The sequence below is a fragment of the Corallococcus exiguus genome (assembly GCF_009909105.1).
Lineage (GTDB): Bacteria > Myxococcota > Myxococcia > Myxococcales > Myxococcaceae > Corallococcus > Corallococcus exiguus.
In genome coordinates this window covers 62,983-77,103 of the sequence record NZ_JAAAPK010000014.1, presented here as the reverse complement: position 1 = coordinate 77,103, position 14,121 = coordinate 62,983, and the positions used below count along the sequence as shown (strand labels likewise).

The 14,121-nt window shown below is 69.2% G+C and carries 9 protein-coding genes; 5 read left to right on the top strand and 4 right to left on the bottom strand.

Annotation, left to right across the window (positions count from 1 at the left end):
- Window positions 1-39: 39 nt before the first annotated feature.
- The 4 genes from GTZ93_RS37305 to GTZ93_RS37290 all read right to left on the bottom strand — a co-directional run bounded on the left by GTZ93_RS37305 (window position 40) and on the right by GTZ93_RS37290 (window position 8,005).
- Window positions 40-5,184: a myxosortase-dependent M36 family metallopeptidase gene (locus GTZ93_RS37305; protein ID WP_139917398.1), complete on the bottom strand. Its 5,145-nt coding sequence runs from the start codon at window positions 5,182-5,184 to the stop codon at window positions 40-42.
- A 545-nt stretch (window positions 5,185-5,729) separates the two neighbouring features.
- Window positions 5,730-6,899 carry an SDR family oxidoreductase gene (locus GTZ93_RS37300; RefSeq protein ID WP_167548635.1) on the bottom strand — a complete coding sequence of 390 codons (1,170 nt, stop codon included), beginning with the start codon at window positions 6,897-6,899 and terminating at the stop codon, window positions 5,730-5,732.
- 23 nt (window positions 6,900-6,922) lie between these two features.
- The gene (coaE, locus tag GTZ93_RS37295; protein ID WP_139917402.1) at window positions 6,923-7,519 is read right to left on the bottom strand and encodes a dephospho-CoA kinase; all 597 of its coding nucleotides are present in this window, start codon (window positions 7,517-7,519) and stop codon (window positions 6,923-6,925) included.
- Window positions 7,520-7,522: 3 nt separating this feature from the next.
- On the bottom strand, window positions 7,523-8,005 hold the full coding sequence (locus GTZ93_RS37290) for a hypothetical protein (protein WP_120575603.1): 483 nt from the start codon (window positions 8,003-8,005) through the stop codon (window positions 7,523-7,525).
- A gap of 135 nt (window positions 8,006-8,140) precedes the next feature.
- Between GTZ93_RS37290 and GTZ93_RS37285 the strand changes: the two genes are divergently transcribed.
- The 5 genes from GTZ93_RS37285 to GTZ93_RS37265 all read left to right on the top strand — a co-directional run bounded on the left by GTZ93_RS37285 (window position 8,141) and on the right by GTZ93_RS37265 (window position 13,631).
- Window positions 8,141-8,653 (top strand): multiheme c-type cytochrome, encoded by a 513-nt coding sequence (locus GTZ93_RS37285; protein WP_120575604.1) that lies wholly within the window; start codon window positions 8,141-8,143, stop codon window positions 8,651-8,653.
- Window positions 8,654-8,664: 11 nt separating this feature from the next.
- Window positions 8,665-9,285 (top strand): ribosome biogenesis GTP-binding protein YihA/YsxC, encoded by a 621-nt coding sequence (gene yihA / locus GTZ93_RS37280; protein WP_120575605.1) that lies wholly within the window; start codon window positions 8,665-8,667, stop codon window positions 9,283-9,285.
- A gap of 39 nt (window positions 9,286-9,324) precedes the next feature.
- Window positions 9,325-10,986 carry a DUF6178 family protein gene (locus GTZ93_RS37275; RefSeq protein ID WP_139917404.1) on the top strand — a complete coding sequence of 554 codons (1,662 nt, stop codon included), beginning with the start codon at window positions 9,325-9,327 and terminating at the stop codon, window positions 10,984-10,986.
- A gap of 217 nt (window positions 10,987-11,203) precedes the next feature.
- Window positions 11,204-12,487, top strand: a complete 1,284-nt coding sequence (locus GTZ93_RS37270; RefSeq protein ID WP_139917433.1) for an O-antigen ligase family protein — start codon at window positions 11,204-11,206, stop codon at window positions 12,485-12,487.
- Window positions 12,477-13,631 carry a glycosyltransferase gene (locus tag GTZ93_RS37265; RefSeq protein WP_139917406.1) on the top strand — a complete coding sequence of 385 codons (1,155 nt, stop codon included), beginning with the start codon at window positions 12,477-12,479 and terminating at the stop codon, window positions 13,629-13,631. Before GTZ93_RS37270 ends, GTZ93_RS37265 begins: the two co-directional genes overlap by 11 nt.
- Window positions 13,632-14,121: the final 490 nt, after the last annotated feature.

Below are 14,121 nucleotides of genomic sequence, written 5' to 3'. Positions count from 1 at the left end.
GCCCCTCGTCACTTCAGGGCTTCAGGATGAAGCGCCGGCTTACGCCTTGCGACGGCGAGCGAACGCCATCGCCGCGAACAGCGCCATCAGCGGCGCCATGCCGCCAGCGGAGCCGCCCGTGGAGGAGCAGCCGCCGCCGTCGTCGTCGGCCTTCGGCACGGAGACCTTGATCTCGGCGGTGCTGGTGGCACCGGCCGCGTCCTTCACCGTCACGGTGAAGGCGTAGTTCTCCAGCGTCTTCTTCGCCGGCGGGGTGAAGCTGGCCTCGGCGGCGTTGGCGCCGGTCAGCGTCACGGACGGGCCACCCGTCTGGGCCCAGGCGTAGGTCAGCGTCTCGTTGTCCGGATCCGTCGACGTCGCGGCGTCGATCTTCACCAGCTCACCGCCACGCACGCCCGAGATGACCCGGACCTTGGCGACCGGCGCCTGGTTCACCTGCTTCACGTTGACCGTGTAGACGTACGGGCCAGCGACGGCGCCGTCGGAGTCCGTCACGGTCAGGCTGAAGGCCAGGGCCGTATCGACCTGGACCTGCGGCGCGGTGAACTTCACGTTCGCCGTGCCCGTGCCTTCGAGCGTCACGTTCGTGCCACCGACCTGGGCCCAGGCGTAGGTCAGCACGTCACCGTCCGGATCCGTGATGCCGGAAGCGTCCAGCTCCACGTTGCTGCCCTCATCCGCGTCGACGGCGGACGGAGCCTGGCCCACCGGGTGGCGGTTGGCCTTGCGCACCGTCACGTTGACCAGGTCGGAACCAGACTGGCCGCCGGAGGTCGCCGTGAGCTTGAAGGTGAGCTCGGTGGGGGCGCTGACGTCCGGCGCCGTGAAGCTCGCCGTCGCCGTGTCCGCACCCGTCAGCGTCACCGTGGTGCCGCCCGTCTGCTCCCACAGGTAGGTGACCGCCGTGCCGTCCTCATCCGTGCCGGTGCCGGTCAGCGTCACCGTGGAGCGGGCATCCGCTTCCACATCCGCGCCGGCGTTGGCCACCGGAGCGCGGTCCACGTTCTTCACCGTCACGGCGACGGCCTTGGTGGACTTCGCGCCGCTGCTGTCCGTCACGGTGACCGTGAAGTTCAGCTGCGTGTCCGCCGTCACTTCCGGAGCCAGGAACGTGGCCTTCGCCCGGGTGGCGTTGGTGATCGTCACCTTGGGCATCGAGGGGCTCGTCTGGACCCAGGCGTACGTCAGCGTGTTCGCGTGGATCACGTCCGCGTCCGTGGAGCCCGAGGCGTCCAGGGTCACGGGCGTGGTGTCACGCTCGTTCACCGTCGCCGGCGCGGTGGCAGCGGCCACCGGGGGCTGGTTCACGTTGTTGATCTGGATGTCCACCGTCTTCGGGGCGCTCGCCTTGCCAGACGCGTCGGTGACGACGAGCTGGAAGGTGAGGGTGTCCGTGTAGTCCACGTCCGCCACGAAGCTCGGCGTCGCGGTGTCCGCGCCGTTCAGGGAGACAGGCGTGGCACCACCGGTCTGCGTCCAGCTGTAGGTGAGCGCTTCACCCGCGGCGGCGTCCGGGTCGAAGCTGCCCGTGCCGTTCAGGGTGATGGTGGCGCGGTTGAGGACGCCGCTGACGAGCGTGCCCTCGGCGACCGCCGCCGTGCCCACGCGCGACGGACCCGCGTTGGCCACCGGAGGCACGTTGCACGCGCCCGTGGAGGCCGGCTGCTCCGCCTGGCCCGAGAACACCGCCGTGGCGCCCTCGAACTTCACGTTGTCGATGTCCAGGCCGTACCCGCCGACGGCCACGTCACCGCCGATGCGGAAGCGGAAGCGGACGTTCTTGAGCTCCAGGTCGGGGAAGAAGGTCCCGAAGTTGATGCTCGCGGCCGTGAACGCCGGGAAGCCCGCGCTCACCTGCGCCATCGCGGCGCGATCCTCGAGGGGGTTGCCGCCGCCCGCGGCGATGTAGTCCACGTAGCCCGGATCCGCGTCCACCACCGGGTACAGATCCCAGGGGTCGATCCAGTCGATGCCGTCGACCGTGAACTCGAGCACCGCGCCGTCGTAGGAGGCGTTGGAGTCGAACTCGAAGGAGTGGCGGTAGTTGTAGCTGATCACGAAGTCGGCCGCGTCATCCACCGTCAGCCAGGGGCTGGTGATGGTGGTCTCCGCGATCGTGCCCGGGTCACCGCCGTGCGCGTAGCGGTTGGCCGGAGAGCCGGACAGCGTCCAGTCGCCAGAGGACGACAGGTTCTGCGACACCGTCCACCCGGTCAGGCCGCCCTCGAACGTCTCCGTGTTGCTGGTGGTGGGGACGTTGTCGTAGTTGACGCGCGGGTCGTACGTCGCCGTCTTCGCCGCCGCCGGGATCTCCGTGGAGTCGAAGGCGACCTTGATGCCGGCGCGCGCGGGCGAGCCGGACACCGCGGTGACGTTGACGGGCACGGTGATGGTGGCGGAAGCCCCACGCGACAGGGCGGGGACGTTGATCGCGCCGCCGCTCGGGAACTCCACCGTCGCCGTGGTGCTGGTGCTGCTGACGGTGCCGGAGAAGGCGCTCAGCCCGTTGCCGCCCACGTTGCGCACGGTGATCTTCAGCTCACCCTGCTCACCGATGTCCAGGATGCCGTCCTGGTCGCAGCCGCCGGCGTTGTCGGTCAGCGTGATGCTGGTGACCTCCAGGTTGCCACCCGTGGCGAAGCTCTCCGTCACGCTCAGGTGGTCGAACGCGTCGCGGTCCGGCGACTTGGCGCCGAAGCCCATGCCGCGCTTGGCGAAGGCCGCCACGAAGCGCTGGTAGTCCGCCGGGTCGCTCGCGAGCGCCACGGCCAGCACCGCGTCACGCGCTTCCGTGAAGGTCGGCGCGTTCGGCGTCGCCTTGTAGGACGCGACGAGGTACTGCTTCATGCGGTTCTGCGCTTCCGCGAACGGGTGCGCATTCAGCAGGCTCGCGTAGCACTCCCACAGCGCGGTGGCCCACACCTCACCGCTGTTGTGGACCTCGCTGTTGATGTCCGTGCGCGTGCCCGCGTCCGTGGGCAGGGTGGTGAAATTGGCGATGTGCTTGAACGTGTAGCCGTTCTTGCTCATGTCCGTCGAGTAGGGCAGGCGACGGATGCCGAAGTAGTAGCCCTGGTTCTTGCCACCGCTCGTGACGTAGCCCGCGGTGCTGTAGACGCCCTGCCAGTTGCTGTTGCCCGCCTTGGTCCGGTCGGACTCGCGAACCTGCATCAGCATGGCGTGGAAGTCGCCCCAGCCCTCGCCCATCGAGCGGCCCTGGTTGTTGCTCAGGCCCGCGGCGTTACCGATGAGGCGGTTGCTGATGTAGTGGCCCCACTCGTGCGCGACGATGCCGTTGTCGAGCGTGCCGTCGCGGTCCTGGTTCGGCTCGCGCAGGAAGTGCACGGACACCGGCTCGGTGGACGCCTTCCACGCGTTGGCCGCGTCCAGGGTGATCATCAGGGACGGCGTGGTGACCTTGGCGTCGTCCACGTTGTTGCCGCCCATGCTGATGGTGCTGCCGGCGGCGTTGTTCGCGATGACCGTGGCGATGGCGCCACCGTTCTGCGCGTTGAGCGACTTGATGACGAAGTTGCACGTCCCGCGGTCGATGAGGGCGATCTTCCCGGTGAAGGTGCCCGCGGGGAACGCGGTGCAGCCGTCCTTGTTGGTCTCCGGGATCTGGATCTCACCCGTCACGTCGTACGCCTGCTTGCCGTAGCTGGCGGAGCCGGCCTCGTAGACACCGGCCAGGGGCGCGGGAGCCGTCACGGACAGCTCGGGCGTGCCGTCGAACACGTACATCTGCATGCGCGGCGACGCACCGTCGGCCGGCGTGCTCATGTTCGCGTTGTTGCGGCCGCCGTAGTCCTGCGCCTGGGCCTGGATGGGGTCGCCTTCCACGCCGCCACGGCCGAAGTTGAACGCCTGGGCGTTGGCCGAGGCCTCGTCGAAGCCGGCGTCGTAGAACCAGTCGTGCAGGAAGTTGTTCACGTAGAACAGGTTCACCACCGAGGCCTTGATCTGCTCGGTGCTGGAGCCCGGGGCCTTGGTCGTGTCGTAGACGTACGAGAAGGTGTTGTCGCTCGTCGTCTCCGCGCGCTTGTCGTTCGTGCCGGGCTGGAAGCCGTCCGGCGCGTTCAGGTCCGCGTACGCGTCCACGTTGTTACCCGTGGTCTGCGTGGCGTTGGCCGGCAGCCAGGGGTCGTTCTTGCTGTAGGGGCTGTTGGCCAGCGTGATGTCGTTCGCCGGGCGGTTCAGCGGGGCCTGGTAGCCGTCCTTGGTGCCCGTGGGGTGCGGGGTCGCGTCGTTGCCCTGGGGACCGTCCTCCGGGATGAACGGAGACGCCGTGTCCGCCCAGACCTTGTACGTGAAGGCCGTGCCCGCGTCCGCGGTCAGGTCGTTGCGGAAGAGGACCTTGCCGGTGGCCGCGGAGACCACGTAGCCGAAGTACTGGCTGGAGCGCGCGGCTTTGGGGCCGGCGTTCACTTCCACGTACCAGGCCGGCTCCAGGTTGCCGGCCAGCATGAAGTACACCTGCCGGGCGCGGGCCGGGGTGGCCAGGTCCTGCGGCAGCGCGGACTTCGTGGCGGGGGCCAGCTCGAAGAAGGTGTAGTCACCCTTCGTGCCCACGTTGATGAACGACGTGGCCTGCGTGCCGGAGCCCGTCAGGTCCTTGAACGCGCCGGACACCGCGTCCGCGGCGCCCAGGTTGTAGCCGGCGCGCGCCTTGCCGCGCGCGGAGAGCGCCAGCTCGGACGGGGCCAGGTAGCCGCTCACGGCCACCAGGCGCAGGTCCTGGCCCATGACGACCTTGATCTCGTTGCGGAAGACGGGGATGCCACCCACCGACTGGCTGAAGGTCGCGATGATGGCGCCCTTGCCGGTGTTGTGCATGGAGCGCAGGTTGGCGCCCGCGACGTCGTCACGCGTCAGGCGGTAGTTGTCCGCCACGGACTGCAGGTGCGCGCGCGCCGCGTTCTCCGCCGTCATGCCAGCGCGGATGACGGACTTGGACTGCGCACCGTCCTGCGTCGCCCAGGCGAACGTAGGCACGCCGAGCCGCTGCTCGGTCTGCTCGATGCGAAGCCCGCGGGACACCGCCGTGTTCGAATCCACGGCGAGAGAGCGGGAGTCCCGCTGCTCCAGGAACGCGTCGAAGTTCGACCGCTCCTTGGCCCACGCACTGGTACCCGCGATGGGCACCAGCAGCAGGCTGGTCAACAGCTTTTCCCTGAGACGCATGCGCCTTCCTTCTTGGGGGTGATGAACTGCAGGACGAGGGGACTGCGAGTGACGACGACTGCGACAGGAGAAGTCCGCCGGGGGAGGCGGGCCGCTCCTTACGGATGGTGGACCCTGGGTGGACAACAGCCCGATAGGAAACGCAGCCCAACGCCACAGGTCGCATTGGCGACGTGAGCGGGGAACTCAGCGTGGAAAGGCGGCACGCACGAGGCGAGCAGGGCGGGTGCGAAGCGCTGCGACAGGCTGGACAGTCGAGGCGCCACACCCGAACCCGGGGCGGCCCATCCGAATCGACTGTCTACGGTCACCGGCAAGCGCTGCTCTCCAACCCACTCTTCTGGCCGCGGTTGTCTTCACCGCGCCAGATTCAGTGGGAGCGCATGCTAACCAGGACACTGTTTCGTTGCATAGAGGGGGGGCCCCTCAATTTTGCGTTAGCAACCCAGTAACAATTGGCAGTCTGGAATAAGCCGTAGCGGCCAGGCGGGCGCGAGCGTGTGACACGTGGCGCGCCGCACCTTGCCTGCGGGCCCGAACCCTGTTCAGCGGCGCGAGCGCGGTGCCGGCGCGCCTTCATCCGAAGTGGGCAGTGGACCGTGGTCCAGTGGATCCTCGACCTCCGCGCCCTCCTTGCGCTGCTTGTACTGTTCCCGCACGTAGGCGACGAGCTGATCCAGGTACGACGACAGCGGGGGACACCGCACGCCGGTGCCGTCGAGCAGCTCCAGCGTGTTGTGGCAGTTGTAGATGGCCAGGTGGTTCACGTAGCTGATGGCGGCGCGCTGGGGCCGGGCCAGCTTCTCCAGCACGGGCAGCCGCAGCATCACGTCCGCGGCGCGCGCGGACAGGTTGAAGCGCGGCAGCCGCTTGTGGGACTTCTCCGCGATGAGCTCGTACACGCGCCGCGCGCTCATGGGGTTGGGGTCCACCAGGTGGAAGATGCGCCCCTTCGCGCGCGCGTCACGCGACAGCCGCCACACGGCCTCCACCACGAAGTCCACCGGGACGACGTTGAGCGGCGCCACGCCGTTGCCCGGCAGGGGCAGCGGCACCACCAGCGGGGACGTGACGAGCAGGATGCCCAGGTAGTAGGGGCCCTCGAAGCGATCGATTTCGCCCGTGCGCGAGTCGCCCACCACGCTGGACGGACGGAAGATGGTGACGGGGAGGGTGGCGGAGGCGCGCTGCACCAGCCGCTCCGCCTGGAACTTCGTCTCCTCGTAGGCGTTGCGGAAGGACTGGCCCCGGTCCAGCTCGTCCTCGGCGATGACGCCCACGCGGTCGCCGGACACGTAGCAGGTGGAGAAGTGGTTGAAGCGGGAGAGGTTCTCGCAGTCGCGCGCCAGCTCCAGCAGGTTGCGCGTGCCGTCCACGTTCACCCGCCACGCGGTCTCCTTGGGCACGCCCAGCTGCGATACCGCAGCCAGGTGGAAGATGTCCGTCACCCGTTCGCACAGGCGCTGGTACTCCTCGCCGGACAGGCCCAGGTGCATGTCCACCGCGTCACCGGTGAGCAGCTCCACGCGCGCGCCCTTCACCTTCGCCGCGAGCGACTGCGCCTCCTTGAAGGCCTTGGGCTGCACGAGCGCGTAGATGTGCCCCTTCGGGTCCTCCCGCGCGATGTGCTCCACCAGCCGCTTGCCGATGAAGCCCGGGTAGCCGGTGATGAAGTAGGTGCCAGGGCCCTGCCGCGTCTTGGACGTCTCGCTCATGCGCGGCGCAGCATAACCGCCCGTCAGCCGTGTGCGAGCATCGCCCGCCACACCGCCTCCACCTGAGGGCGGGTGGCCTCCGGCGCGCCGCTGTTGTCAATGACCCAGGTCGCGTGCTCGCGCTTGTCGTCCAGCGCCATCTGCGCCTGGAGCCGCGCCTCCGCCTGGTCCGCCAGGAGCCCGTCGCGCGTCATCAGCCGCGCCTTCTGCACCTCGCGCGGCACCCACACCACGGCCACGCCCTCCATGGCCTGGTGCAGCCCCGTTTCGATGAGCAGCGGCACGTCGTAGACGGCGTGGGTGACCCCTTCCGCCTCCAACGCCTGGAGCTTCTGGAGGAAGAGGGCGCGTATCTCCGGGTGCACGATGGCGTTGAGGGCGGCCCGCTCCTCGGCGTTCGCGAAGATGTGCGCACCCAGCTTCACCCGGTCCAGGCGGCCGTCGGGGCCCACCACGCCGGGGAAGCGCTCGTCGATGCGCCTCAGGCCGGGCGTGCCGGGCTCCACCACCTCGCGGGCGAGCACGTCCGCGTCCAGCACGCGCGCGCCCAGCTCCCGCAGCATCCGGCTCACCGTGCTCTTGCCGGAGGCGATGCCGCCCGTCAGTCCGAAGACGTGCACGGGCTACTTCGCGGCCTTGGGGGTGGTGAAGACGAAGGACTGCACCGTCTTGCCGTCCTCGTTGAAGAAGATGGCCACGCCCAGCTTCACGTAGAGGAAGTAGGTGCGGAAGTCGTCCGTCAGCTTGCGCAGGTAGCAGGGCGTGGCGGGCATGGCGCCGGCCGGGCACGCGGGGCCGTAGCTGTTCTCGATGGTGTCCTTCTCGATGACGGGCCCGGGGAACACGTCGATGCGCTCCACCATCTGGGTGGCCGGGTCCACCTTGAACTGGGCCTGGGTGGTGCCCTTGATGGCCTCCTTGGCGAAGTAGGCCAGGATCTCCTTGCCCTCCTGGCTCATGGTCCGGGACGGCTCCCCGAACTTCTTCACCACGTCCTCCTTCTTGGAGGACCCGGGCTCGATGCCCTGCCACGGCTTGGCGGAAGCAGGCAGGGAGACGGCAGCGACGGCAACGGCGAACAGGACGGCAATCACGGGGGTCCGCATCTCGACTCCTCCCTAGCGGATCAGGCAGGCACGCCTCAAGGTCCGTTACCTCAAGCCACGCAGCTGTCCGCCCGGTATTCAATCACGAACGAGACGCCTTGCCCCCTCCAGGGGCCTCTGCTACGTGCTCAAGGCATGTCTTCTCGTGCCTTCCGGGTCTTTTCCGCCCTCTTGCTCGCCGTTTCCGGCGGCCTCGCCGGCGCCGCGGACTTCACGGGCCCCGACAGCTGCAAGGGCTGCCACCCGGAGGCGTACGACGCGTGGATGAAGTCCAAGCACGCCCGTGCGACCGAGACGCTGGCGGAAGGGCAGAAGAAGGACGCGCGCTGCCTGTCCTGCCACGCGCCGGACCAGGCGGAGCAGCAGCTGGCGGCCGTCACCTGCGAGACATGCCACGGCGGCGGGCAGTACTACTCGCCGTCCTACGTGATGAAGGACCCGGAGCTGGCGCGGCTGGTGGGGTTGGTGGACCCGTCGGAGAAGCAGTGCCGCACCTGCCATGACGCGTCCTCGCCGTCCCTGCGCCCGTTCGACTTCAAGGAAGCGCTGAAGGCCATCGACCACTGGTCCGCCGAGCGCGCTCGCAAGCAGCAGACCCGGGCGGACGCCGCCCCCTCCACGCCGGCTCCGGCCACGGCGAAGAAGTAAGTGACCTCCGCTTGATCAAGATCCTCGATTCCCGCTTCGTCACCACCGCCGTGGAGCTCAAGGGGCTGCCCACGGACCACGGCGCGGAGGTGGCCTTCGTCGGCCGCTCCAACGTCGGCAAGTCGTCCATGATCAACGCCCTGACGAACCGGCGGAAGCTGGTGCGCGTGTCCAACACGCCGGGGCGTACCCGCACGCTCAACTTCTTCGACATCGACCTGGACCGCGACGGCGTGCGCCACACGGTGCGCCTGGCGGACCTGCCCGGCTACGGCTTCGCCAAGGCGAGCAAGGCGGACAAGGCCCAGTGGCAGGAGATGATCACCACCTACCTCAAGAACCGGCACCGGTTGGAGGTGGTGGTGAGCATCATCGACGCGGAGATTGGCCCCACGCCGGAGGACATGCAGACGCTGGACTACCTCCAGGAGCACAACCGCCGCATCCTCGTCGTGGCCACCAAGGTGGACCGGCTGACGAAGGCGCAGCGCAAGCCCCGGCTGCACAAGGTCGCGGAGCAACTGGAGCTGCCCCGCGAGGCGGTCATCCCGTTCTCCTCCACGGAGAAGCTGGGCGTGGAGGAGGTCTGGGGCACGCTGCTGGACACCTTCGGCAAGGCCACCCGCGTCTGAGGCTGCCGGCCGTAGGCGCGCTGTGGTAGCACCCCCGGCGTGTCCCAGAACGGCAAGACGAATGGTGGTGGTTCGCCCCTCGCGCCTCGCGAGGAGCGTCAGCGGTTGATGCGCCTGTCCCCGCGCCAGCGGGTGGCGGCGCTCTTCGACGCGGAGGACACGCCCGCGCTGGTGCGCTCGCTGCCCGCGGAGGACCTCTACGTCACCATCCAGGAGGTGGGGCTGGCGGACACGACGGAGCTCGTGCAGCTGGCGTCGCCCGCGCAGTTCCGCACCTTCGTGGACCTGGGCGGCTGGGCGAAGGACAAGCTGGATCCGCACGCGGTGCTCACCTGGCTGCGCGCCGCGCGCGGCGACGAGCCGGAGGACTTCCTGCGCAAGGTGCACGCGGTGGACCTGGAGGTGGTGGAGACGCTCCTCAAGGAGTTCACCGTCGTCCACGACCTGGAGGAGAACCCGGACGTCAACCCGCAGGGCATGACGATGGAGACCCCGGAAGGGCGCTACCTGGTGGAGGTGAAGGTGGAGGGCGTGGAGATGTCCGCCATGCGCGCGCTCCTCAATGACCTCATCGCGGAGAACCCCTTCGAAGCGGTGCGCCTCTTCGAGGCCGTGCGCTGGGAGATTCCCTCCGAGCTGGAGGAGACCGCGTTCCAGTTCCGCCGCGCGCGCCTGTCCGACCTGGGCTTCCCGTCGCTGGAGGACGCGCTCGCCCTCTTCAGCCGAGTGGACGTGCCGCCGCGCCCCACGGGGCCCGGGACGCCCGCGCTCACCGCCACGGGCGGCCACCTGGACTACCTGGAGGCGGCCTTCCGGGACCTGTCCGACGTGGAGCGGATGAACGCGGAGGACGAGCTGCGGGAAGTGGCCAACGCGGTGCTCGTCGCGGAGCTGGGCGACCCGGGCGACCTGGACGCCGTGCGCCGCGTGGGCGAATGGGTGCGCGACTACCTGTCGCTGGGCCTGGAGCACCTGACGGGCGCCGACCCCGCGAAGGCGCCGGACGTGCTGCGGGATACGCCCCTGCGCCGCGTCTTCCAGGTGGGCTTCACGCTGACGCTCCAGCTCAAGTACCGCGCGGATCGACTCTTCAAGGCACCCTTCATGAAGCTGGAGGACGTGCCGCTGGTGCTCCCGGAGGAGGCCGCCGCGCTGGAGGCCCTGCGGCGCAAGCGTCCCCGGCGGGCGCTGCGCGTCCCGGGCGCGGAGCCCGTTCCGTTCCGTTCGCTGCGGGAGGTGGCCGGTTCGGAAGCACTGCTCGCGCGCGCGGAGGGACAGGTGGCGGCGCTGGGCGCGCTCCTGGGCGGCTCCGAGGACGCGGCGCACACGGTGCTGGCGCGCTTCGGCGTGTCGCTGGACGTGCTGGGCGTGGAGCGGCTGTGGGCGGCGGTCGTGTCCATGGCCGTGCTGGAGGAGGGCGTGGACGTGCGGCCCGTGCCGCTGGGGCGCACGGTGGAGCTGGGCCAGCGCCTGTTCGAAGGCACTCCGGATGCACCTCGCCTGCGTGCGAGCGCGGCGGAGCGCGCGGTGGCGGCGCTTTCGCCCGTGGTTCCGGAGCCAGCGCGTGAGGAGCTGCGTCGGGTGGTGAACGTCACGCTGGCGCGGCTTTTGTCGGAGCTGGGGCCGGCGTGGCTGCGCGAGGGCCGTTTGGATCTGATCGCCTCCGCGGTCCTACCGATGGAGAGCGCCCCGGTCCCGTAGCTTTTTCAGCCTTGCCCGGCCCGGCGGTCGGGGGCGAGCCCGCAACCTCCCGAAGATACAGGCCTCCCGCGTTGCCATCTTCTGGCACGCGCGCTGCTTTGCCCCTCGCCCGCTAGCTGTTTGCAAACCGCTGTTTGCAAACAGCAGACGGAAATCCACGAGGGCCAGGGGCACGCGTGTGACGGGACGAGCGACCGACAGCGAAGGGGTGGCGTACATGGGACCGGGCGCGGTGGGGCAGCGTCGCGACGTACTGGCTTTCTACATGCTCGCGGGGTTCGCGGCGGTGATGTACGCGGTGCCGGGTGAGTGGATCCCCGCGCTGGAGCCGCTGCGGCTCGCGCTGCTGACTTCAGGGCTTGGCGCGGGCCTGATGGTGATGCGCCGCATTGGCAAGGCGGAGCCTCTCTTCTTCGACGGCGCGCGGGGCATCGCGCTGCTGGCGTTCTCGTCGCTGGCGTTCTGCTCGGTGGCGTGGAGCGTGAACCCGGAGGTGACGCGCTTCCAGGGCGTGGAGCTGCTCAAGCTCACGGCCATCTACGTGACGCTCGTCAACGTCATCACCACGCCCAAGCGGCTGGCGGTGGTGGCCGGCGCCATGGTGCTGGGCGCCATCGTGACGTCCATTGGCGTCATCAACTGGTACATCGTCGGCGAGAACATGGTGGAGGGCTTCCGTTCGCGCTGGGTCGGCGTGTACGCGGACCCCAACCACATGGCCATGAACATGGTGCTGGTGGTGCCGCTCGCGGTGGCGTTCCTCGCGCGCAAGAGCACCCCGTGGGTGTTCCGCGTGCTGTGCGCGGTGTCCGCGGTGCTGGCGGTGGTGGCCATCGTGTTGTCGCACTCGCGCGGTGGCTTCATTGGCCTGTCGGTGGCGATGGCCATGTGGGCCATCCGCGAGAAGCGCCGCATGCAGGCCATCGTGCTGGGCACCGTGTTCGTCGCGGGCCTGGCGGTGTTCGCGCCCAAGAGCTTCTGGCAGCGCAATGAGACGGTGGCGTCGTTCCACGAGGACGCGTCCGCCATGGGCCGCGTCTACGCGTGGCAGGTGGCCAGCCGCATGAGCCTGGACAAGCCGCTGCTCGGCGTGGGCGCGGGCGGCTTCCGCTACGCCTGGTTCGAGTACGCGCCGCCCGAGGCGCACCGCGCCTACGTGGCGCACAACATCTTCCTCGACGTCATCGGGGAGCTCGGGTGGATTGGCCTCCTGTGCTTCCTGGTGTTCTCGGGCGGAGCCGTGGGCGGGGCCGCGGCCGCGTCGTCGGACTCGGAGATGGGATGGCTGGCACGCGCCTTACTGGCGGCGGTGGCGGGCTACCTCGTCTGTGATTTGTTCTCGGGCTACATCCTGTCCGCGCACTGCTACGTGCTCTTCGGCTTGGCCGCGAGCGCGCACCGCATCGCGCAGGCACGGGAGCGAGCCCTGGCGGTGGGGAGGCAACCGGCGATGAGTCCCGCGCCGGTGGCCACGTGGGAGGGGTCTGGGCATGCGGCGTGAGGATGCGCGGATGGGGCAGGAGCCCCTCCGCCTGGTGCAATTCACCCGGTCGTTCCACATTGGCGGCACCGAGGTCCAGGTGCTGGAGCTGCTGCGAGGCCTGCCCTCCAGCTATCAATTACAGGTGTCTGTGTTGGAGGACGCCGGGCCCTTGATGGGCTCGGTCTGGAAGCTGGGGCACGCGCCGGAGGTGTTCTCACTCAAGGGCTCGCTCGTGCAGCCCAACACGCTGCTGCAGATCCACCGGATGGCCCGCTGGCTCAAGCAGCACCGCGTCCAGCTGGTGCACGTGCATGACTTCTACTCCAGCATCATCGCGGTGCCGGCCGCGAAGCTCGCGGGCGCGAAGGTCATCGTCGGCCGGTTGGACCTGTCCCACTGGCAGGGCAAGGCCCGCCGCCTGCTGCACGCGCAGATGACGCGCATGGCGGATCACGTCATCGCCAACGCGGAGGCCATCCGCCAGCTGCTCATGAACGAGGAGGGGCTGCCCGCCTCACGCATCTCCGTCATCCACAACGGCCTGGACCTCCAGCGCTTCGATGCGCGCGCGGCGGAGGGGCTCAAGGACACACTGCCCGACACCAGCGGCGTGCCCACGGTCCTCCACGTGGCCAACATGAACCACCCCGTGAAGCGGCAGGAGGACCTGCTGCTCGCCCTTGCCATGCTGCGTCATGAGGGCACGAAGCTGAACGCGTGGTTCGTGGGAGACGGGCCGCGCCGGCCGGGGTTGGAGAAGATGGCGCACGAACTGGGGGTGGCGGACGGGGTGCACTTCCTCAAGCACCGCACGGACGTTCCGGCCCTCTACGGTCAGGCCACCTTCGGCGTCCTGTGCTCCACGGCGGAGGGCATGTCCAACGCAGTGATGGAGGGCATGGCGGCGGGGCTCCCCATGGTCGTGACGCGGGTGGGCGGCAATCCGGACCTCATCGCGGACGGCGAGCGGGGCCTGGTGGTGGAGCCGGAGCGGCCCGCCCAGCTGGCCCAGGCCTTCCGCCGGCTGCTGGCCAACCCCAAGGAGGCCCGGAAGATGGGCAAGGCCGCCCGGGGCTTCGTCGCCCGCGAGCTATCCCTGGAGAAGATGGTGCGCCGACATGACGCGCTGTACCGCCAGGTGGCAGGACTGCCCCCAGGCTGAAACCGCCCCCAGGGGCCGGCAAATGTCAGACCGATCCGGATAATCCACGCCCGTCCTCAGCAATTGGGGGCGGGCGCGTTTCGTAGAAAAGGGAGGCGGTTGCTCCCCGAGGACCTGCGTGTGCGCAGGTTATAGATGGGAATAGCTAGATTTTCGTGGAGATTGGTGGGCAAGGCGTGGTAATGGCGCCTCGGGTGTTGCCGGAGGTGGCAAGCGTGCCCACCCTGGGTGTGGCGGATCAGGCGGGTGGAGGAATCACCGCCGGTACGCAGGGGTTTTTGAAGGAAACGGACGCCGAGCGCGGGGCCCGGGACGCGGGACGCGGGGCGGATGGCTGGAAACATGAAGGTGGCGTGGGGTGGGCCGACAGGCCGCTCTCCACATCCGCCGCGACTTTACGAGGCCCTGCCAGTCGGCACGCGGCCCGGGGCGCTCGCCGGTAAAACTCCAAGGTGCCGGCGAGCGCTCTCTTTTTTTGCCTCACAGCGCC